This is a genomic window from Chromobacterium indicum, from assembly GCF_039708975.1.
Classification (GTDB): domain Bacteria; phylum Pseudomonadota; class Gammaproteobacteria; order Burkholderiales; family Chromobacteriaceae; genus Chromobacterium; species Chromobacterium piscinae.
This window is the reverse complement of the sequence record NZ_JAYFSJ010000006.1, coordinates 124195-145495: the sequence shown is the minus strand read 5'-3', so window position 1 is coordinate 145495 and position 21301 is coordinate 124195. Positions and strand designations below refer to the sequence as shown.

Sequence of the window (21301 nt, the reverse complement as noted above, 5' to 3'; positions counted from 1 at the left end):
AACAGGCGGCCGAGGCCGCCTGTCGGATCATAGCGCAGGAGCGAGGGTCAGTGCTGGGCGGCTTCTTCCAGCGCTGGCTGAGCCTTCTCTTCGCGGCGCGAGGCGATGAACATATACATCGCCGGCACCACGAACAGCGTGAACAGCGTGCCGATGGACAGGCCGGTGAAGATCACCAGGCCCATCGCGTAGCGGCCGGCCGCGCCGGCGCCGGAAGCGATCACCAGCGGGATCACGCCGAACACCATCGCCGCGGTGGTCATCAGGATGGGGCGCAGCCGGATGGACGCCGCCTCCTCGATCGCCTCGCGCTTGGACAGGCCGGTCTTGCGCAGCTCGTTGGCCACTTCGACGATCAGGATGCCGTGCTTGCTGATCAGGCCCATCAGCGTCACCAGGCCCACTTCGGTGTAGATGTTGAGCGAAGAGAAGCCCAGGAAGATGAAGATCATCGCCCCGAACAGCGCCAGCGGCACCGACACCAGGATCACCACCGGGTCGCGGAAGCTTTCGAACAGCGCCGACAGCGCCAGGAACACGATGATCACCGCGAACAGCATGGTCACCAGGAAGCCGCCGGATTCCTGCATGAACTGACGCGACTGGCCGGAGTAGTCGACCGAATAGCCGGTCGGCGCCACTTGCTGCACCGTGTCGCGCAGGTATTGCAGCACTTCGCCCTGAGACACGCCCGGCACGCCGGAAATGGTCACAGAGTTGAGCTGCTGGAAGCGGGTGATGGACTGAGGCACCACGTCGTACTTCAGCGTGGCCACGGTGCCGACCGGGATCACGCCGTTGTTGGGCGTCTTGATGTAGTAATCCAGCAGCTGCGAAGGATTGAGCCGGTCGACCTGCTGCACCTGCGGGATCACCTTGTAGGAACGGCCCTCGATCGAGAAGTAGTTGACGTAGCCTCCGCCCAGCGCCGCGCTCAGCGCGTTGCCGACATCCTGCTGGCTCAGGCCCAGCGCGGTGATCTTGTCGCGGTCCATCACCACCGTGGCCTGCGGCTTGTCGATCTTCAGGTCGGAGTCCAGGAAGTAGAACTTGCCGGAGGCGCGCGCCTTGTCCATCACTTGCTGCGCCACCTGGTTCAGGTTCTCGAAAGGCTCGGTGGTGTTGATCACGAACTGCACCGGCAGGCCGGAGGCGCCCGGCAGAGGCGGGAACTGGAATGCCGCCACCCGCGCGCCGGCGATCTTGTTCCAGCGGGATTGCAGGTCCATCTGGATCTCGTGCGCGCTGCGCGAGCGCTGATCCCACGACTTGAACAGCACGCCGCCTATGCCGGCGTTGACGGTGGGCACGCCGGTGATCTGGAACATCTGCTCGTATTCCGGCATGCCCTTGGCCACCTGGAACACTTGATTGGCGTAGGTTTGCATCTGCTCGGAGGTGGCCGTCGGCGCGCCCACCACCTGGGACAGCACGATGCCCTGGTCCTCTTCCGGCGCCAGCTCCGACTTGGACATCTTGAACATCACCGCCAGCAGCGCGATCAGGATGGCGCCCATCACGATCAGCACCGGCCAGGTTTCCAGCAGGCTGTGCAGGAGGCGGCGATAGCCGTGGCGCACGCGCTCGAAGGTGCGGTCGATGGCGTGGACGAAGGGGCTGTTGTCCATGTCGGCGTTGAAGAAACGCGAGCACATCATCGGCGACAGCGTCAGCGCCACCACGCCGGACACGGTCACCGCCGCCGCCAGCGTGAAGGCGAACTCGGTGAACAGCGCGCCGGTCAGGCCGCCCTGGAAGCCGATCGGCACGTACACCGCCACCAGCACCACCGTCATCGCCAGGATAGGGCCGCCCAGCTCGCGGGCGGCGATGATGGAGGCCTCGAACGGCGTCTTGCCCTCGCGCATGTGGCGGTCCACGTTCTCCACCACGATGATGGCGTCGTCCACCACCAGGCCGATGGCCAGCACCAGCGCCAGCAGCGTCAGCAGGTTGATCGAGTAGCCCAGCATCAGCATGATGAAGAAGGTGCCGATCAGCGACAGCGGCATCGCGATCACCGGCACCACCACGGCGCGGAAGCTCCCCAGGAACAGGAAGATCACTACGGTCACGATCACCAGCGCTTCCAGCAGCGTTTTCACCACCTCATGGATGGAGGTGTTGATGAAGTCGGTGGAGTCGTAGACGATCTGGCCGGTCAGGCCGGTGGGCAATTGCTGCTGGACGGCGGGGAAGGCCTTGCGCACCCGCGCCGCCACGTCGAGGATGTTGGCCTCGGGCGCCACCTTGATGCCGATGAATACCGAGCGCACGCCGCTGAAGGCGACGTTGAAGTCGTAGTTCTCCGAGCCCAGCGTCACCGTGGCCACATCCTCCAGGCGCACGATGGCGTCGCCGTTGCGCTTGATCGCCAGCTGCTTGAATTCGGCGACCGAGTGCAAGTCGGTGTCGGCGGTCAGCGGGATGGTCACCATCTGGCCCTTGCTGGAGCCCGGCGCGCTCAGCGCGTTGTTGCTGGCCAGCGCGACGCTGACGTCGGCCGCGGTAACGCCGTAGGCAGCCATCTTGGCCGAATCCAGCCAGGCGCGCAGCGCGAACTGGCGCGCGCCCAGGATTTCGGCGGTCTGCACCCCGGGCACCGAGTCCAGCTTGGGCTTGACCACGCGCACCAGGTAGTCGGTGACGTTGTTGGTCGGCAGCGTTTCGCTGTAGAAGCCCATGTACATCGCGTCGGTGGTCTGGCCGGTCTGCACCGTCAGCACCGGCTGCTGCGCCTGGGCCGGCAGCTGGTTCTTCACCGAGTTGACCTGGGTGTTGATCTGGGTCAGCGCGCGGTTGGCGTCGTAGTTCAGCCTCAGCGTGGCGGTGATGGTGGAGACGCCGTTGCTGCTGGAGGATGACAGGTAGTCGATGCCCTGGGCCTGGGCAATCGCCGACTCCAGCGGCTGGGTGATGAAGCCGGCCACGGTCTTGGCGTCGGCGCCGTAGTAGGTGGTGGAAATCGTCACCACCGCGTTCTGCGTCTGCGGGTACTGGTTGATCGGCAGGCCGAACAGCGAGCGCAGGCCGAGCACGACGATCAGCAGGCTGATCGTCGTGGCCAGCACCGGCCGCTTGATGAAGATGTCGGTGAAGTTCATGGCGCGGCCTTAGTGTTCTTGCGGCGTCGGGTTCGGATTATCCGACGGGCGCACCGAGTTGTTGACCGTGATCGGCGTGCCGGTCTTCAGCTTCAGCTGGCCGCTGGTCACCACTTCCTGGCCGTCCTTCAGGCCGCCGGTGATCGCCACCTGATCGCCGCGCGTGTCGCCGGTGGTGACGAAGACCTGCTGCGCCTCGGGGCCGTTCTTGCCCTTCTGGACGATGAATACGGTCGAGCCGTACGGGTTGTAGGTGATCGCGGTCTGCGGCAGCGTCAGTCGGCTTTGCTTGCTGCCCACGTCCACGGTGGCGTTGCCGAACATGCCGGGCAGCAGCTGGCGTTTCGGATTGGCGATGGTGGCCTGGATCTGGACGTTGCGGGTGGCCGGGTCGATCTTGGGGCTGATCGCATTGATCTTGCCGTGGAACTGCTGGGCGCCGAAGGCGTCGCTCTTCACCTTGACCGGCTGGCCCGGGCGGATCTGGGCGATCTGGCGTTGCGGCAGGTAGAAATCGATGTAGACCGGATCGATGGTTTGCAGCGTGACGATCTTGTCGCCAGGGTTCAGGTACTGGCCGGGATTGACCGGGGTGATGCCGACGCGGCCGGCGAACGGCGCGCGTATCGTCTTCTTGGCTACCAGCGCCTCCTGCTGCGCCACCTGGGCCTTCTTGCTCTTCAGGTCGGCCTCGTCGGCGTCCACCTGGGCCTGGCTGACGCCCTGCACGGCCAGCTGCGCGCGGTCGCGCTTCAGCGTGGTGGCCGCCAGCTCGGCCGCGGCCTGCAGCGCGCGCAGCTGGGCGACGTCGGAATCGGCGTTTAGCTGCACCAGCACCTCGCCGGCTTTCACGTCTTCGCCGGACTTGAAGTGCAGGCTGCGCACCTGGCCGGCCACTTCGCTGCTGACGTCCACGCCGTGCACGGCGGACAGCGTGCCCACCGAGCCCAGCTGAGGCTGCCATTCCTGCATTTTGGCCACCGCGGTGGACACTGTCTGCGGCCCCGGCTTGGGCGAGCTGGCGATCAGCTTCTGGATGTGGAGGAAAAAGCCCACGCCCAGCGCCACCACCAGCGCCAGCACGCAGCCCAGCATGATCAACATTCGCTTGGTCATGATTCGTCTTCTCTTTGATTTAATGGCGATTCGTATTGGCCGGCCCGCCGCTCGCGGCGGGCGATGCGTGTGTTCTGTCGGTCAGTCGGCGGCCGCCGGCTGCTTCCACCAGCCGCCGCCCAGCGCCACGAACAGCGCCGCGGTGTCGCTATAGCGGGCGGCCTGGGCCTGGATCAGGCCGATTTTTGCCTGCTGGTAGCTGCGTTCGGCGTCCAGCAGGGCCAGGTAGCTGATGCCGCCCAGCTTGTATTGCCGGGTATGCACCTCCAGCGACTCGCGCGCCTGGGACTCGGCGTCGGCCTGGGCCTTCAGCGCCATGGCGTCGGCCTCCACCGCGCGCAGGCTGTCGGCGACATTCTGGAAGCCCTTCAGCACGGTCGCCCGGTACTGCGCCTCCGCCTGCCGATAGGCTGCCTCGGCCGCGCGGCGCTTGGCGCTGAGCGCGCCGCCGTTGAACAGCGGCTGCAGCAGCCCGCCAGTGACGTTCCACAAGGTGTTGCCGACGTCCATGTTCGGCAACACCGTGTGCTGGGTGCCGTAGCTGCCGTTGAGGGTGATCTGCGGGTACTGGTTCGCCGTGGCGACGCCGACATTGGCGCTGGCCTGGTGCAGCAGCGCCTCGCTGGCGCGGATGTCCGGGCGTTGGCGGGCGAGGTCGGACGGCAGCGACACCGGCAGTTCGTCCGGCAGCTTCAGCGATTCCAGCCGGAACTCCGGCAGGCCGCCTTCGCCGGGGAAGCGGCCCACCAGCGCCGCCAGCAGGTTGCGGGTTTGCGCCAGCGTCTTTTCCAGCGGCGGCAGCTGGGCGCGGGTCTGCGCCACCAGCGTGCCCTGGCTCAGCGACGCGGAGCGGGCCTGGGCGCCGAGCGCCACCTGCTTGTCGACGATGGCCAGTTGGGCTACTTGCGCCTTCAGCAATTCTTGCGTCGCCGCCAGCTGGCCGCGCAGCGAAGCTTCCTGAACCGCGGCGGTGACCACGTTGGCGACCAGCGTCTGGTAAGCGGCCTCGGTCTGGAAGCGCTGGTAGTCGGCCGCCGCCATCAGGCCTTCCAGTTGGCGGCGGGAGCCGCCGAACAGGTCAAGCGTGTACGACACGTTGACGGTGGCGCTGTAGACGTTGAATTCGCTGGGATTGGTGCCGGTCAGAATCGCGCGCTGCCGGCCGCCGCCCAGTTGGGCGTTGACATTGGGGAACAGCAGGCTGCCCGAGGCGGCGTTGTAGTTCTCGCGGGTCTGGACCAGCGCCGCTTGAGCGGCTTCCAGCGTGGGGTTGTGCTCCAGCGCGGCGCGGATCAGCTGGTCCAGCTCTGGAGAGCGGAACAGCGTCCACCATTGCGCGGGCAGTTCGCCGCCGTTGACCAGCCGCTGGCCGGCGCCGGCGGGGCCGGTTTGTTCGGCGCTGGCGGTGGCTGCCGGCAGCGCCGACTCCGAATAGCCGCGCTTGGCGGCATCCGGAAGGATGGGGGATTTGAAGTCAGGGCCGACCGCGCAGCCGGCCTGGGACAGAACCAGGGCAAGCAGCGCGAGGCGGCGCCAGGACGGCCTGCCGGCGGCGGGTTGCCGCCGACGGGCGGATGGAGGATTGGATCTGGAATACACAGCGTGCTCCTGAATGTGCAGGAATGCCGCGCGGCCATCATCCGGATCTGCGGCCTTCCCCGATTTCTTCCCTTGCGAGGGCTCTCTTGGGCGGAGCAAGGGAATGAATTCCGTATGCTCTCTGGATTTCGTTCATATGTCTACTGGGTTGATGGTGTGGTTTTGTGAATGTCGTCTTGTTGAACATGGTTGTCGCTCCCATCCGGGCGGATGCTCAGATGGACGGCAGCCACTGCCGCGCCGCAGCATCCGGCGTCATTCCCTCCCGGCTGATCAGGTGGTCCAGCCAGGCGACGGCGCGGTTGCCCAGCCGCAGCGCGCGCAAGCCGTTTACGGCGGCCGGCGGCAAGCGGGCCAGCGCGTCCTTGCGGATGAGCAGCGTCGCCTGGTCCGGGCCGCGCAACAGGTTTTCCGGATCCGCCAGTTCGCGGATGCGGTGGCGCCAGTGCAGGAATTGCGGCTGCCACAGCGGCACTACCGTCCAGTCGCGCCGCGCGACGGCTTGCTCGAACGCGGAGACGCAGTCCTCCAGGCTGCCGTTTTCAAAATGGTAGCCATCCTCGTCCAGCCGGTAGCGGGAGACGATTTCGCGGGAGAAGCGGCTGATGCCGGCGCCGGGATTGATGCCTTGTATCTTCTTGATCATCCGCGCCGAAACTTCCGGCTTTTTCAGATCGGCGATTTCGGCCACCGCTTCCGCCGGCACATAGTCGGGCACGCCCCACAGCGCGTAGGGGGAATACAGCACGGCCAGCTTTTCTACTTCGTCCTCTATCGGCGCGAGATAGGCGCCGTGGCTGCCGGGCAGCCAGGCGCTGCACAGCATGTCGCCCTGGCCGGCAGCCAGCAGCTCGAACGCGCGCTCGTGCGGCGCGCGGCGTTCTTCGACCGCCACGCCGTGCCGTTCCAGAACGGCGGCCACCGCCGCGGCGCTGGCGGCATGGAAGGACAGGTCTATCGTGATCAGGGTGAGGCGGGGCGCATTCATGTTATAGGGCCGGAAAGGCCGCGCATCGGCGGCCGGGTTGGGAAAGGTGCGCCAGTCTCGGCCTGCTCGCGGCGGGCCGCTCTCGGCGTGACGGCGTCAGAAACCGCTGAGCACGATCTTGCCTTTGGCGGTATTGCTTTCCAGCAACGCGTGGGCGCGCTTGAGATTGGCGGCGTTGATCGCGCCGAAGCGCTCGGCCACCGTGCTCTTGACGATGCCGGCGTCCACCAGTCGAGCCAGCTCGGTCAGCAGCTTGTGCTGTTCGATCTGGTCGTCGGTGGCGAACATCGAGCGGGTGTACATGAACTCCCAGTGCAGCGAGAGGCTCTTGCGCTTCAGCTGGGCAATGTCCAGCGCGGCCGGGTCGTCGATCAGCGCGAGCTTGCCTTGCGGCGCCAGCGATTCGACGATCTCGCCGAAGTGCTGGTCGGTCTGGTTCAGGCTGGCGACATATTCGACCTGATCGACGCCGATGCGCTTGAGCTCCCGGCTCAGCGGCTGGCGGTGGTCGATCACGTGATGCGCGCCCAGTTCTTTGACCCAGGCCTGGGTTTCCGGCCGCGAGGCGCTGCCGATGACGGTGAGGCCGGTCAGCTGGCGCGCCAGCTGAACCAGGATGGAGCCGACGCCACCGGCCGCGCCGACTACCAGCAGCTTCTTGCCGGATGGCTGCTGGTTGGCCAGCACCTGCAGGCGGTCGAACAGCAGCTCCCAGGCGGTGATGGCGGTCAGCGGCAGCGCGGCGGCGGTTTCGAAGTCCAGGCTGTTCGGCATGTGGCCGACGATGCGTTCGTCCACCGCGTGCAGCTCGCTGTTGGCGCCGGGCCGTTGCAGCGCGCCGGCGTACCAGACGCGGTCTCCCGGCTGGAACAGGCTGGCCTTGGCCCCGACGGCCTTCACCACGCCGGCGGCGTCCCAGCCCAGCACGCGGGCCTGGCTGGCTTCCGGCGCCATATTGGCGCGCACTTTGACATCCACCGGGTTGACGGAGATGGCCTTCACTTCCACTAGCAGGTCATGCTCGCCGATGGCCGGCTCAGGCAACTGCACGTCCTGCAGCGCTTCTGGATGGGAGATGGGCAGGCTTTGGTAGTAGGCGACGGCTTTCATTTCGGTTTCCTTGTTTGCTATCCGGGCGGCGCGGGGTCCGCCTTCGTGATGCCTTGCATGGTATTGCGGTTTGATTTCAAGAAAATCCGGCTAATATATGAATCAGTTTCAAAAAAAATTTGATGAAAATGGTTCGAGTAGACGATTTGCAGGTGTTCATCCGCGCCGCGGACAATGGCAGCCTGTCGGCCGCCGCGCGGCAGCTGGACCTCAGCCCGGCGGTGGCCAGCGCCGCCTTGAAGCGGCTGGAGCAGGCGCTGGGCGCGCAGCTGCTGGCGCGCTCCACCCGCAGCCTGAGGCTGACCCTGGCCGGGGAGCGCTATCTGGAGCACGCCCGCGGCGCGCTGGACGCGCTGCAGGCGGGCAGGCTGGCGCTGGAGCATGACCGGCGCGAACTGTCCGGCAGCCTGTCGCTGTCGATGCCGTCGGACCTGGGGCGCAATCTGCTCAGGCCCTGGCTGGACGATTTTTTGCGATCGCACCCCGGCTTGAGCCTGCAGTTGCGGATCAGCGACCGCGTGGCCGATCTCTACCGCCAGCCGGTGGACGTGGCGCTGCGCTATGGCGTGCCCGAGGATTCCAGCCTGGTGGCGTTGCCGCTGATGCCGGACAACCGCCGCGTGCTGTGCGCGTCGCCGGATTATCTGGCCCGCCATGGCGCGCCGGAGACGCCGCAGGATTTGCGCGGCCACCAGTGCCTGAGGATGGTGTTGGGAACGGCGGTGCACGAGCGTTGGAGCTTCGAGCGGGATGGCCAGCGGCAGACGGTGGCGGTGGGGGGGCGCTGGCTCAGCGATGATGGGGAGGTCGTGCGGCGCTGGGCGGTGGATGGCTGCGGCATCGCCTACAAATCCAGGCTGGACGTGCTGGCCGATCTGCGCGCTGGGCGGCTGGCGCGTTTGCTGCCCGGCTATGAAACCGAGGCGACGCCGCTGTGCCTGGTGACCCCGCACCGCTTGATGCTGTCGCCGGCGGTGGCGGCGCTGCGCGCGCATCTGCAACATTGCCTAGAACGGTATCTGGTGGAACCCGGCGCGGGCCGCGCCGATTGAAACAAGTTTCCTGGGGAGGGAAGGGCCGATGTGTATTTTCCGCGGGGATTCGGGCTATAATCGCGACCTTGAATCTCTAACCTTGCGAATCCAGCATTCCAAGCCACTATCTTCCAAATGATCCGCAAGCTCATCCGTAAAGTTCTGGAATTGCCCATGGGCAAGCGCCGCGGCAAGCCGCGCGTCTATCCGTTGCCGCAACACGGCGTCCGCCGCGACCAGCTCAGCCACGCCGCGCTGCGCGTGACTTCCCGTCTGCAGGAAGCCGGCTTCTCCGCCTTCGTGGTGGGCGGCGCCGTGCGCGACCTGATGCTGGACGTGTCGCCCAAAGATTTCGACGTGGCCACCAACGCCACGCCGGAGCAGGTGCACCACTTGTTCCGCCGCTCCCGCATCATCGGCCGCCGTTTCCGCATCGTCCACGTGATGATGGGCCCGGAAACCATCGAGGTGACCACCTTCCGCGGCGGCAGCGTCGACGACACCAATGAAACCGGCCGCATCATGGCCGACAACAGTTTCGGCAGCCAGGAAGAGGACGCGCACCGCCGCGACTTCACCGTCAACGCGCTGTTCTACGATCCGTCCAACGAAACCGTCATCGACTACCACAACGGCGTCAGGGATTTGCACGCCAAGAAGCTGGTGATGATAGGCCAGCCGGCGCGCCGCTATCAGGAAGACCCGGTGCGCATGCTGCGCGCGGTGCGCCTGGCGGCCAAGCTTGGCTTCGAGATCGACGACGACACCAAGAAGCCGATCCGTTCCCACGCCCATCTGTTGAAGAAGGAGCCGCCGGCCCGCTTGTTCGACGAGCTGCTGAAGCTGCTGATGTCCGGCCATGCCTACGCCTGCCTGAAAAAGCTGCGCGAAGAAGGCCTGGCCCGCGGCGTGTTCCCGCTGTTGGACGCGGTGATCGACGACAAGGGCGGCGAAGACGCCTTTCTGAAGCTGAGCCTGGACAGCACCGACGCCCGCCTGCGCGCCGACAAGCCGATTTCCGTGGGCTTCCTGCTGGCCACCTTGCTGTGGCGCCAGGTGGCCCAGGGCTGGCAGCGTCGCTGCGAGGCCGGCGAGAAGAGTCTGCCGGCGTTGCTGGATGCCATTTCCGATGTCGAGAATGAGCAGGACAACGATTTCGCCATTCCGCGCCGCTTCAGCGTGACCATGCGCGAAATCTGGACGCTGCAGGCGCGCTTCGACAGCCGCACCGGCGGCCGTCCCTACCGTTTCCTCGAGCAGCCCCGCTTCCGCGCCGCCTATGACTTCCTAGCGCTGCGCAGCGAGGCCGGCGAAGTGCCGAGCGCCCTGGTCGAGTGGTGGGAGCGCTTCCAGCGCGCCGACGGCGACGAGTGCGAACGCCTGATCGCCGAGGCCAAGGAAGGCGGGGCGGAAGAACCCGCCAAGAAGCGCCGCCGCAGGCGCAGCGGCCGCCGCAAGCCCGAGGGCGCGGGGGAGAGCGCCGAGTGACGCTGGCCTACGTGGCTCTGGGCAGCAATCTGGAGCAGCCGGAACAGCAGGTCAGGGCCGCTCTCGCGGCCCTTGGCCATTTGGCCGGGACCGAGATGGTCCGCCACTCCTCGCTGTACCGCACCGCGCCGGTCGGTTACGCCGACCAGCCCGATTTCATCAACGCGGTGGCCTTGCTGGACACCGCGCTTCCGCCCCATCGGCTGCTGGACGAATTGCTGGCGCTGGAGCAACGCTTCGGCCGCGAACGCAGCTTCCGCAACGCGCCAAGGGTGCTGGATCTTGACTTGTTGTATTACGATGGCGTCTTTCTCGAGGATGAGCGGCTGATCCTGCCTCATCCCCGGATGCATGAGCGCGCCTTCGTGATGGCGCCGCTGGCCGAGATCGCCGGCGGATCGACGCTGCCGGGCGTAGGCGACGTGGCCGCGCTGGCCGCGGCGCTGGCCGGCGACGGCGTGGAGCGCCTGGGCGACGAGGCCAACCCGAACAAACAGGAACAAGCATGAGTCAATTGCGATACGTGGTGGTGGAGGGGCCTATCGGCTCGGGCAAATCTTCGCTGGCCCGCCGGCTGTCAGAGTACTGGGGCGTGCAACTGAAGGCCGAGGACCCGGCCGCCAATCCCTTCCTGCCGCGCTTCTATCGCAATATGCCGGCCCACGCGCTGTCCACCCAGCTGAGCTTCCTGCTGCAGCGGGCGGACATCGCGCGCGAGATGATCAGCGGCGAGCTGCAGGCCGCGCCGCTGGTGTCGGACTTCCTGTTCGAGAAGGACGCGCTGTTCGCCCGCCTCAATCTGGACGAGCACGAACTGGCGGTCTACCAGCGCCTGGCGAGGCTGGCGCTGCCGGAGCATCCGGTGCCGGACCTGGTGATCTATCTGCAGGCGTCCGAGGACATCCTGCTGCAGCGAGTGGCGGCGCGCGCGGTGGACTACGAGGTGAACTTCCCAGAGGGCTACCTCAAGCGCGTCCATGCCGGCTACAGCGAGTTTTTCCATCAGTACGAGTCGGCGCCGTTGCTGATCGTCAACACCGACCACCTGAATCTGGTGGACGGCGGCGAGGACTTCGAGTTATTGATCCGCTGCATCGCCGAAATGCGCGGCCAGCGCAGTTATTTCAACAAGAGCGTCTAACCGGGGACCGGTTGCATCGTCCCCCTGGACGCCGCAGATGGAACACGAGGAAGTCGAGAAATGAAAATAACCGTCAATACCCTGCACAAGCTGGCCGCGGAAGGCCAGAAGATCAGCATGCTGACCTGCTACGACGCCAGCTTCGCCAGCCTGCTGGATGAAGCCGGCGTGGAGATTTTGTTGGTCGGCGACTCGCTGGGGCCGGTGATGCAAGGCGTGGACTCCACGCTGCCGGTCAGCGAGGAGGACATGCTCTACCATATCCGTTGCGTGGCCCGCGGCAGCAAGAACGCGCTGATCCTCGGCGACATGACTTTCGGCGCTTACCAGGAAAGCCCGCAGCAAGCGTTCGCCCACGCCGCGCGCCTGCTGCAGGCCGGCGCCCACATGGTGAAGCTGGAAGGCGGCGCCTATATGGCCGAGACCACCCGCTTCCTGGTGGAGCGCGGCATCCCGGTCTGCTCCCACATCGGCCTGACGCCGCAGTACGTTAACATGTTCGGCGGCTACCGCGTGCAGGGCAGGGGCGAGGATGCGCAGCGCATCCTGAACGACGCCAAGGCGCTGGCCGAAGCCGGCGCCAGCCTGGTGTTGATGGAATGCGTGCCGGCGCCGCTGGCCAAAGAGATCACTGAAGCCGTGAAGGTGCCGACTATCGGCATAGGCGCCGGCGCGGATACTTCCGGCCAGGTGCTGGTGCTGCACGACATGCTGGGCGTGTATCCGGGCAAGAAGGCCAAGTTCGTCAAGAATTTCATGGAAGAGGCGGGCAGCATCCAGGGCGCTGTCCAAGCCTACGTCAAGGCGGTGAAGGACCAATCCTTCCCGGCGGCGGAACACACTTACTGAGCCCGGAAGAGAACGAGAGATGGAAATCATCCGTACCGTGGCCGAGATGCGCGCCTGGCGCAAGCAGGCGGGCAAGCTGGCTTTCGTGCCCACGATGGGCAATCTGCATGAGGGGCACCTGAAGCTGGTGGCCGCGGCGCGAGAACGCGCCGAGAAAGTGGTGGTCAGCATCTTCGTCAACCGGCTGCAGTTCGGCCAGGGCGAGGACTTCGACGCTTACCCGCGCACTTTCGACGCAGATTGCGCCAAGCTGGCCGCCGCCGGCGTGGACGCGCTGTTCTTCCCGACCGAGCGCGAGCTGTATCCGCGCGTGCGGCAGGACTTCAACGTCGAGCCGCCGCATATCCAGGACGAGCTGTGCGGCGCTTTCCGCCCCGGGCACTTCCGCGGCGTGGCCACCGTGGTCACCAAGCTGTTCAACATCGTGCAGCCGGACCTGGCCTGCTTCGGCAAGAAGGACTACCAGCAGCTGCACGTGATCCAGGCGATGATCGCCGACCTGAACTCGCCGATCGAAATCGTGCCGGTGGACACCGGCCGCGCCGGCGACGGCCTGGCGTTGTCGTCGCGCAACGGCTACTTGTCGGCCGAGGAGCGCGCCGAGGCGCCGCGGCTGTACCGCAACCTGTCCATGATCCGCGACGGCCTGTTGTCCGGCAGTCAGGACTACGCTGCGCTGGAAAATGCCGCGCGCGACGATCTGGCCGCCGCCGGCTGGACCGTGGATTACGTGGAAGTGCGCCAGGCCGACACGCTGGAAGTCGCCCACGCCGGCGAGAAGCGGCTGGTGGCGCTGGCCGCGGCGCGGCTGGGCAAGACCCGTCTGATCGACAATATCGAGGTATTCCGCTGAGAGTAGCCAGCGCGGCCGACGCCGCGCTGGACGCTCCGAAACGGAACGAGAAGGAAAACTGTCATGCAACGCAATATGCTCAAGTCCAAGCTCCACCGCGTGACCACCACGCACGCGGAGCTGCATTATATCGGCTCCTGCGCCATCGACGAGAATCTGCTGGAAGCGGCGGACATTCTCGAGTACGAAGAGGTGCAGATCTGGAACGTCACCAACGGCGAGCGTTTCGCCACCTACGCGATCAAGGCCGAACGCGGCTCCGGCGTGATCTCGGTGAATGGCTCGGCCGCGCGCCGCGCCGCGCCGGGCGATCTGTTGATCATCGCCTCGTTCGCGCAGTATGAAGACGCCGAGTTGAAGGGCCATTCGCCCAAGCTGGTGTTCGTCGACGGCGAAAACCGCCTCACCGAAGTGAAGGGCGCCACGCCGACCCAGCCGGGCTGATCATCCATCCGTTTCGCTTTGTCGCCGCGAGCTTGCCCGAATGGGCGGCCGCGGCGATTTGTTTTCCTAGCGTTTCACGTACTTGGCCAGCAGGCGGGCCAACTGGCCGGAGCGGCGCATCGATTCCAGCTCTTCGTCCACTAGCTGTCTCAATGCCTCGCCGCGCGGGTTCTTGCGGCTGAAAATCATGTGGAAGGGGTTGGGGTGGGTGCCGGGCAGCGGCGCGTGTCCGATGGCCGCGTCGCCGATCACGTCCAGCGTGCCTATGCTGGCCAGGCCGGCCATCACTTCATAGTCTTCCGCGAACACGTCCAGCCGCCCGGCCTTCATCATCTTCACCAATTCGGGATAGCTCGCGGCGAGTATCATTTTATTCTTGTCCACGTCATTCAGGCTGGCGTAGGCATAGCCTTTGACGCCGCCCAGCCGGTAGCGGTTGAGGTCGGCCTGGCTGTCCAGCTTCAGCCCCTGGGGAAAGCGGTCTTTCGCGTAAAACACGTAATAGTGGGTCTGGTAATAGGGCGCTGAAAACAGGAAGCGCTTCTCCCGATCCGGGTTCTTGCTGGCGCTGAGCGCCATCACGTAGTTCTCCCCAGCCTCTATCGAGGCCAGGCAGCGTTTCCACGGCGGCAGGGCAATGGAGAACGGAATGCCGTGCTTGCCGAGAATGGCGCTGATCACTTCGACCGAGAAACCGGTGATTTCAGTCGTCGGCTTGCCGTCGGCTCGGCGGTAATAGGTGTACGGCGGCCATTCGTCGCCGTCGTCGCAGATGCGCACCGGCGAACGGTCGGGTTCTTGAGCCGAAGCGGGCGCATGAGGCAGCGCCAGGCAGAGCAGGACGGCGGAGAGGATGCGGCGCATGGCGGTTTCCTGAGAAGTGCATATTCCATTGTATGCGGCGTTTGCCATCTGTTCGGGATGTCTGACGGGACTGGCGCAATGGTTTTTTTGCACTTGCAGCATGGCTGAGGCATAGTGAAATGGAGAGGCGGCGGATGCCGCGTTCCAATCCTGCGAAGGAGCGTCGATGAGCGTAGGCCTGACTGGTGGCTGTCTGTGCGGCGCGGTGCGCTATCGCTTGCGCGGCACGCCATGCCACATCACTCATTGCCATTGCCGCAGTTGCCGTCGAGCCAGCGGCGCCGCCTTCGTCACCTGGTTCACCATCCGGGTGCACGAGCTGGAGTGGCGCGGCGAGCGGCCGATGCAGTATCACTCGTCGGCGGCGGTGTCGCGCGGCTTCTGCCCGCATTGCGGCTCCACGCTCACTTATTTTCACGAGTCCGATCCGGAAGAGATCGATGTCACCGCCGCGTCGCTGGATACGCCCGAGGTGCTGGTGCCAGAGCACCATACCTGGTGGGAGCAGCGGCTGGAGTGGGGCACCGCCAACGCGCAGAGCGCGTTGCCCGTGCATCAGCGCTGCGGAGGTTAGGCCAGCTGCCTGGCGCTGACGATCACGCCGTCCTCGTCGGCGTACAGCCATTGACCGGGCGCGAGCTCGCAGCCGCCGACGCGCACGGCGATATCCTTTTGGCCGCTTCCCAGTTTCACCGATTTGCGCGGATGCGCGGCCAGCGCCTTGACGCCCAGCGGCAGCCTGCCCAGCGCCGCGCTGTCGCGCACGCAGCCGTCTATCACTAGCCCGGCCCAGCCGTTCTTCACCGCCAGTTCGCCAAGCTGGTCCCCCAGCAGCGCGCAGCGGCGCGAGCCGCCGCCGTCCACCACCAGCACCCGGCCGTTTCCGGCTTCGCCCAGCGTCTCGCGCACCAGGCTGTTGTCCTCGAACAGCTTCAGCGTGGCGATCGGGCCGTGAAAGCGGACGTTGCCGCCGAAGGATTGAAAGATCGGGTCCAGAACCTGGATTTCCGCGTCGAAAGCGTCGCACAGGTCGGTGGTGGCCAAGCTCATGTCGTCTCCCGGATATGAAAATGCCGCCCACCGGTGAGGGTGGGCGGCATCGCCCGCGGGGTACGCGGGCTTTGGGTGCGCCGCTTGTGGCGGCTTAATGGAACTGTTCTTCCTCGGTGGAGCCGGTCAGCGCGGTGACGCTGGATGTGCCGCCCTGGATCACGGTGGTGACATCGTCGAAGTAGCCGGTGCCCACTTCCTGCTGGTGGGACACGAAGCTGTAGCCGCGGTCGCGGGCCGCGAACTCGGGCTCCTGCACTTTTTCGACGTAGGCGGACATGCCGCGCGCCACGTAGTCCTGCGCCAGGTCGTACATGTTGAACCACATGCTGTGGATGCCGGCCAGGGTGATGAACTGGTACTTGTAGCCCATCGCGCCCAACTCGCGCTGGAACTTGGCGATGGTGGCGTCGTCCAGGTTCTTTCTCCAGTTGAACGACGGCGAGCAGTTGTAGGCCAGCAGCTTGCCCGGATGCTTGGCGTGCACGGCCTCGGCGAACTTGCGGGCGAACTCCAGGTCCGGCGTGCCAGTCTCGCACCACACCAGGTCGGCGTAGTCGGCGTAGGCCACCGCGCGGCTGATCGCTTGCTCCAGACCCTTCTTGGTCTTGTAGAAGCCTTCGGCGGTGCGTTCGCCGGTGAGGAAGGGCTCGTCGTTCGGGTCCACGTCGCTGGTCAGAAGGTCGGCCGCTTCGGCGTCGGTGCGGGCGATCACCAGGGTGGGGACGCCGTAGACGTCGGCCGCCAGGCGCGCGGCGATCAGTTTCTGGATCGCCTCCTGAGTCGGCACCAGCACCTTGCCGCCCATGTGGCCGCATTTCTTCACCGAGGCCAGCTGGTCTTCGAAGTGCACGCCGGCGGCGCCGGCGCGGATCATCGATTTCATCAGCTCATAGGCGTTCAGCACGCCGCCGAAACCGGCTTCGGCGTCGGCGACGATGGGCGCGAAGTAGTCGACATAGCCCTTGTCGCCTTGTTCGATGTTCTTGGCGTGCTGGATTTCGTCGGCGCGGGTGAAGGTGTTGTTGATGCGCTCCACGACCTTGGGCACCGAGTCGACCGGATACAGCGACTGGTCCGGGTACATCGCCGAGTATTCGTTGTTGTCCGCCGCCACCTGCCAGCCCGAAAGGTAGATGGCCTTGACGCCGGCTTTCACCTGTTGCATGGCCTGGCCGCCGGTCAGCGCGCCCAGACAGTTGACGTACGGTTCGTTGTTGACCAGCTTCCACAGCTTTTCCGCGCCGTGGCGCGCCAGGCTGTGCTCCACCTGCAGCGAGCCGCGCAGGCGCTCGACGTCGGCGGCGCTGTAGCCACGCTTGATTCCCTTCCAGCGCGGGTTTTCGTCCCAGTCTTTCTGGATGGCTGCAATGCGTTGTTCGCGAGTCGTCATGTTGAAACCCTTCTCGAAACGTTTCTGTGCTCGCCGGCGAACCGGCGTCCTCGATGGCTGTACGGCGTATCCGGTGTGCCGGATTTTTGTCGAAACCGGGTCTGTTCGACCTGATTTTTCTTGGCCGAGCGGGGCTGCGTTTTTGCGCCGCCGCAACGGTTTTCTCCTTGGTGTGCGGCCATTATAAGCACAAAAAAATCGCATTGTGTGCAGTGCAGCACAGAAAAAATCCAACATTTTCATAAGCTAACAATGTGCTGCTTCAAACGAATATTTGAATGCGGCAAATGCATTGTTTGCGAAAAATCAGCCGTAGAAATACGCGCATTGACTATTTTTTTCTTGATATAGAGATATGCGGACCAGGGCTTGAAATCGCTGCGAAAGTCCCTACCTTGGATCTGGACATCAATTTAGCCGGTGCAATTCCGAGGAAACGTCATGCAAGAGAACCAAAACCAGGCGGCAGAAGCCGTGGAAAACGAAATGACCGATACCGCCAGCGCGGCGCACACCGAGCTGGAGCAGACCCCCGAGCAGCATATTGCCGGGCTGGAAGCCGAAATCGCCGAACTGAACGACACCCTGTTGCGCGCCCGCGCCGAGCTGGACAACCAGCGCCGCCGCGCCCAGGAAGAAGTGGCCGCCGCGCATAAATATGCGATCGGCAAGTTTGCCGGCGAGCTGGTGACGGTCAAGGATTATCTGGAAATGGCGCTGCTGGATCAGAGCGGCCAGATCGACACCCTGAAGATGGGCGTGGACATGACGTTGAAGCAGCTGATCTCCGCTTTCGACAAGGCGCAGATCAAGGACATCGCGCCCAAGGCCGGCGACAAGCTGGACCCGCACCAGCACCAGGCGATGAGCGCGGAAGAGTCCGACGCCGAGCCGAACACCGTGGTGCGCGTGATGCAGAAGGGTTATTTGCTGGCCGACCGCGTGCTGCGTCCGGCCATGGTGGTGGTGGCCAAGGCCAAAGCATAAAAAAGGCGGACGCCGCCCTCTTGAAAAGCGCGGCATAGCCAATATTTATTGAGACAACAGGCTCTGGCTATCAGACAAGCCAAAGCCGGAACGAATAGAGAAAAGGAATACATCATGGGTAAAATCATCGGTATCGACCTGGGCACCACCAACTCCTGCGTGGCAGTGGTAGAAGGCGGCAACCCGAAAGTCATCGAAAACGCCGAAGGCAACCGCACCACCCCGTCCATCATCGCTTACGTCGAAGACGGCGAGATTCTGGTGGGCGCGCCGGCCAAGCGCCAGGCGGTGACCAATCCGAAGAACACCATTTACGCCGCCAAGCGCCTGATCGGCCGCCGCTTCGAAGACAAGGAAGTGCAGAAGGACATCGACCTGATGCCTTTCGAAATCCTGAAGGCGAAGAACGGCGACGCCTGGGTGAAGGCGCGCGACCAGGAACTGGCCCCGCCGCAAATCTCCGCCGAAGTGCTGCGCAAGATGAAGAAGGCCGCCGAAGACTACCTGGGCGAAGAAGTGACCGAAGCGGTGATCACCGTGCCGGCCTACTTCAACGACAGCCAGCGCCAGGCCACCAAGGACGCCGGCCGCATCGCCGGCCTGGAAGTGAAGCGCATCATCAACGAGCCGACCGCGGCCGCGCTGGCCTTCGGCCTGGCCAAGCAGGAAGGCGACCGCAAGATCGCGGTGTACGACCTGGGCGGCGGCACTTTCGACGTGTCCATTATTGAAATCGCCGACGTGGATGGCGAGCACCAGTTCGAAGTGCTGTCGACCAACGGCGACACCTTCCTGGGCGGCGAAGACTTCGACCAGCGCCTGATCGACTACATCGTCACCGAGTTCAAGAAAGAGCAAGGCGTCGACCTGAAGCAGGACGTGATGGCGCTGCAACGTCTGAAGGAAGCCGCTGAAAAGGCCAAGATCGAGCTGTCCAGCGCCACCCAGACCGAAGTGAACCTGCCGTACATCACCATGGACGCCACCGGTCCGAAGCACTTGGCGATGAAGATCACCCGCGCCAAGTTCGAAAGCCTGGTGGACGACCTGATCGCCCGCTCGATCGAACCGTGCCGCGTGGCGCTGAAGGACGCCGGCGTGTCGCTGTCCGACATCACCGACGTGATCCTGGTCGGCGGCCAGAGCCGCATGCCCAAGGTGCAGGACGCGGTGAAGGAATTCTTCGGCAAGGAACCGCGCAAGGACGTGAATCCGGACGAAGCCGTGGCCGTCGGCGCCGCGATCCAGGGCTCCGTGCTGTCGGGCGACCGCAAGGACGTGCTGCTGCTGGACGTGACCCCGCTGTCGCTGGGCATCGAAACCCTGGGCGGCGTGATGACCAAGCTGATCCAGAAGAACACCACGATCCCGACCAAGGCGTCGCAAACCTTCTCCACCGCCGACGACAACCAGACCGCGGTGACCATCCACGTGCTGCAGGGCGAGCGCGAGAAGGCAGCCGCCAACAAGTCGCTGGGCCAGTTCAATTTGGGCGACATTCCGCCGGCGCCGCGCGGCATTCCGCAGATCGAGGTTGAGTTCAACATCGACGCCAACGGCATTCTGCACGTGTCCGCCAAGGACAAGGCTTCCGGCAAGCAGGCCAACATCACCATCCAGGCTTCCTCCGGCCTGTCCGAAGCCGAGATCGAGCGCATGGTGCAGGACGCCGAAGCCAACGCCGAGGAAGACAAGAAGCTGCATGAGCTGGTGACCGCGCGCAACCACGCCGAAGGCCTGATCCACAGCATCAAGAAATCGCTGTCCGAGCATGGCGACAAGATCGGCGCCGACGAAAAGGCCAAGATCGAAGACGCCATCAAGGCGGCCGAGGAAGTGGTGAAGGGCGACGACAAGGACGCCATCGAAGCCAAGGCGGAAGAGCTGGCCAAGGCCAGCCAGAAGCTGGGCGAGATCATGTACGCCCAGGCCGCCCAGGCGGAAGGCGGCGCCGAAGGCGCGCAAGCCGCCGCCGGCGACAAGAAGGACGAAGGCAATGTGGTGGACGCCGAGTTCGAAGAAGTGAAGAAAGACAAGGCCTGATAGCCGTCTTGTCATGATGGCGCCAGATGACCGGGCCAAGCCCTCCGGGAAGCCCCGGGGCTTGCTCCGGTCATCGGCGTTTGCGTGACGCCTTCAGGTTTGGTCTTTTGGAGAGTGCATGTCGTCCCGTATCACCTTTTCGGCCCGCGGGCCGTTTTTCGAAACGCTGAAGTCCCGGGTTGACGCTTATTTTCAGCAAACCGGCCAGCGCCACACCGGCAATCGGCTGCTGCATTTCAAGACTGTGTTTTCCTACGCGCTGGCTGGTTTCAGCTACGCGATGCTGGTGTGGGGCGCGGAGCATCTGTGGACGGCGCTGCTGGCTGGTTTCGGCCTGACGCAGGGCCTGGTGCTGATCGCCTTCAACGTGATGCACGACGGCGCCCACGGCAGCTATTCGCGCAAGCGCTGGGTGAACTGGCTGATGGGCTCCAGCATGGAAGTGCTGGGCGGCAGCCAGAGCATGTGGCAGCAGAAGCATAATGTGCTGCACCACACTTACACCAATGTCGACGGCAAGGACGACGACATCGCGCTGGGCAGCCTGATGCGTTTGTCGCCCGCCACGCCGTGGCGTCCCTGGCACCGGCTGCAGCATTGGTACGCGGTGGTCCTGTATAGCCTGTTGACGCTGTTCTGGTTGCTGTTCAGCGACTGGCACAAGATGATACGCGGCAAGATCGGCGACACGCCGCTGCCGAAGCGGGCTTGGTGGGAATGGCCTTATTTTGTGGCCACCAAGCTGCTGTATATCGGCTATGCGCTGGTTCTGCCTGCTTTGTACCATCCGTTTTCGCATGTGCTGCTGGCCTTCCTGGGCGTGCACCTGCTGTTTGGCCTGACCTTGTCGGTGGTGTTCCAGTTGGCCCATACGGTGGAAGGCGCGGCGTTTCCGCTGCCGGGCGACGACGGCAAGATGGCGGACGAGTGGGCGGTGCACCAGTTGAAAACCACGGCCAATTTCGCTTGCGGTAACCGCCTGGTGACTTTTTACATGGGCGGACTGAATTTCCAGGTCGAGCATCATTTGTTCCGCAAGACCAGCCATGTCCACTATCCGGCGCTGAGCAGGATAGTCGCCGAAGTCTGTCGCGAGCATGGCATGCCCTATCAGTCGTTCCGGTCGGTATGGTCGGCGATGAGGGCGCATTTCCGCTTTTTGAAACAGATGGGGCGACAACCGGCCGCGCTGCGCGTGGGCCCTGTTGCCGCGGCAACCAGAATTTGAGAGTGACAGC

At 64.8% G+C, this 21301-nt stretch carries 19 protein-coding genes; 11 read left to right on the top strand and 8 right to left on the bottom strand.

Features of this window, described 5'->3' with window-relative positions; translation table 11 throughout:
* Window positions 1-47: 47 nt before the first annotated feature.
* The 5 genes from VA599_RS10085 to VA599_RS10065 all read right to left on the bottom strand — a co-directional run bounded on the left by VA599_RS10085 (window position 48) and on the right by VA599_RS10065 (window position 7917).
* Window positions 48-3104 (bottom strand): efflux RND transporter permease subunit, encoded by a 3057-nt coding sequence (locus VA599_RS10085; protein WP_021478180.1) that lies wholly within the window; start codon window positions 3102-3104, stop codon window positions 48-50.
* A 9-nt stretch (window positions 3105-3113) separates the two neighbouring features.
* The gene (locus VA599_RS10080; protein ID WP_021478181.1) at window positions 3114-4220 is read right to left on the bottom strand and encodes an efflux RND transporter periplasmic adaptor subunit; all 1107 of its coding nucleotides are present in this window, start codon (window positions 4218-4220) and stop codon (window positions 3114-3116) included.
* Between the two features lie 81 nt (window positions 4221-4301).
* Complete coding sequence (locus VA599_RS10075) at window positions 4302-5819, bottom strand: efflux transporter outer membrane subunit (RefSeq protein ID WP_346788455.1); 1518 nt, start codon at window positions 5817-5819, stop codon at window positions 4302-4304.
* 214 nt (window positions 5820-6033) lie between these two features.
* Entirely contained in the window at window positions 6034-6807 is a 774-nt protein-coding gene (locus VA599_RS10070; RefSeq protein ID WP_346788454.1) for a glycine betaine ABC transporter substrate-binding protein, read from the bottom strand.
* A 96-nt stretch (window positions 6808-6903) separates the two neighbouring features.
* Window positions 6904-7917 carry a zinc-binding alcohol dehydrogenase family protein gene (locus VA599_RS10065; RefSeq protein WP_346788453.1) on the bottom strand — a complete coding sequence of 338 codons (1014 nt, stop codon included), beginning with the start codon at window positions 7915-7917 and terminating at the stop codon, window positions 6904-6906.
* Window positions 7918-8039: 122 nt separating this feature from the next.
* On the opposite strand from VA599_RS10065, the gene VA599_RS10060 reads away from it, so the two are divergent.
* From VA599_RS10060 to panD, 7 genes are all read left to right on the top strand, one after another.
* Window positions 8040-8969 (top strand): LysR family transcriptional regulator, encoded by a 930-nt coding sequence (locus tag VA599_RS10060; protein WP_346788452.1) that lies wholly within the window; start codon window positions 8040-8042, stop codon window positions 8967-8969.
* 117 nt (window positions 8970-9086) lie between these two features.
* A complete protein-coding gene (pcnB, locus tag VA599_RS10055) occupies window positions 9087-10439 on the top strand; it encodes a polynucleotide adenylyltransferase PcnB (protein ID WP_031296717.1) in 1353 nt (450 codons plus the stop codon).
* Window positions 10436-10948: a 2-amino-4-hydroxy-6-hydroxymethyldihydropteridine diphosphokinase gene (folK, locus tag VA599_RS10050; protein ID WP_346788451.1), complete on the top strand. Its 513-nt coding sequence runs from the start codon at window positions 10436-10438 to the stop codon at window positions 10946-10948. The genes pcnB and folK overlap by 4 nt, the downstream gene beginning before the upstream one ends.
* Window positions 10945-11580: a deoxynucleoside kinase gene (locus VA599_RS10045; RefSeq protein ID WP_021478188.1), complete on the top strand. Its 636-nt coding sequence runs from the start codon at window positions 10945-10947 to the stop codon at window positions 11578-11580. The genes folK and VA599_RS10045 overlap by 4 nt, the downstream gene beginning before the upstream one ends.
* A gap of 60 nt (window positions 11581-11640) precedes the next feature.
* Window positions 11641-12429 carry a 3-methyl-2-oxobutanoate hydroxymethyltransferase gene (gene panB / locus VA599_RS10040; RefSeq protein ID WP_021478189.1) on the top strand — a complete coding sequence of 263 codons (789 nt, stop codon included), beginning with the start codon at window positions 11641-11643 and terminating at the stop codon, window positions 12427-12429.
* A gap of 19 nt (window positions 12430-12448) precedes the next feature.
* The gene (panC, locus tag VA599_RS10035) at window positions 12449-13282 is read left to right on the top strand and encodes a pantoate--beta-alanine ligase (protein WP_021478190.1); all 834 of its coding nucleotides are present in this window, start codon (window positions 12449-12451) and stop codon (window positions 13280-13282) included.
* A 63-nt stretch (window positions 13283-13345) separates the two neighbouring features.
* Window positions 13346-13726, top strand: coding sequence for an aspartate 1-decarboxylase (panD, locus tag VA599_RS10030; protein ID WP_021478191.1), 381 nt, complete (start codon window positions 13346-13348; stop codon window positions 13724-13726).
* Between the two features lie 66 nt (window positions 13727-13792).
* On the opposite strand, the gene VA599_RS10025 is transcribed toward panD, so the two are convergent.
* A complete protein-coding gene (locus VA599_RS10025; protein ID WP_021478192.1) occupies window positions 13793-14590 on the bottom strand; it encodes a substrate-binding periplasmic protein in 798 nt (265 codons plus the stop codon).
* Between the two features lie 166 nt (window positions 14591-14756).
* On the opposite strand from VA599_RS10025, the gene VA599_RS10020 reads away from it, so the two are divergent.
* Complete coding sequence (locus VA599_RS10020) at window positions 14757-15164, top strand: GFA family protein (RefSeq protein WP_021478193.1); 408 nt, start codon at window positions 14757-14759, stop codon at window positions 15162-15164.
* Here VA599_RS10020 and rraA read toward each other — a convergent pair.
* Complete coding sequence (gene rraA / locus VA599_RS10015) at window positions 15161-15640, bottom strand: ribonuclease E activity regulator RraA (RefSeq protein WP_021478194.1); 480 nt, start codon at window positions 15638-15640, stop codon at window positions 15161-15163. The two genes, VA599_RS10020 and rraA, sit on opposite strands and share 4 nt — an antisense overlap.
* Before the next feature lie 94 nt (window positions 15641-15734).
* Window positions 15735-17033: an isocitrate lyase gene (aceA, locus tag VA599_RS10010; RefSeq protein WP_021478195.1), complete on the bottom strand. Its 1299-nt coding sequence runs from the start codon at window positions 17031-17033 to the stop codon at window positions 15735-15737.
* 441 nt (window positions 17034-17474) lie between these two features.
* Between aceA and grpE the strand changes: the two genes are divergently transcribed.
* From grpE to VA599_RS09995, 3 genes are all read left to right on the top strand, one after another.
* Entirely contained in the window at window positions 17475-18020 is a 546-nt protein-coding gene (grpE, locus tag VA599_RS10005) for a nucleotide exchange factor GrpE (protein ID WP_021478196.1), read from the top strand.
* Between the two features lie 114 nt (window positions 18021-18134).
* Complete coding sequence (gene dnaK / locus VA599_RS10000; RefSeq protein ID WP_021478197.1) at window positions 18135-20063, top strand: molecular chaperone DnaK; 1929 nt, start codon at window positions 18135-18137, stop codon at window positions 20061-20063.
* Between the two features lie 118 nt (window positions 20064-20181).
* Window positions 20182-21291, top strand: coding sequence for a fatty acid desaturase family protein (locus VA599_RS09995; protein WP_104946659.1), 1110 nt, complete (start codon window positions 20182-20184; stop codon window positions 21289-21291).
* The last annotated feature ends 10 nt before the right edge of the window (window positions 21292-21301 follow it).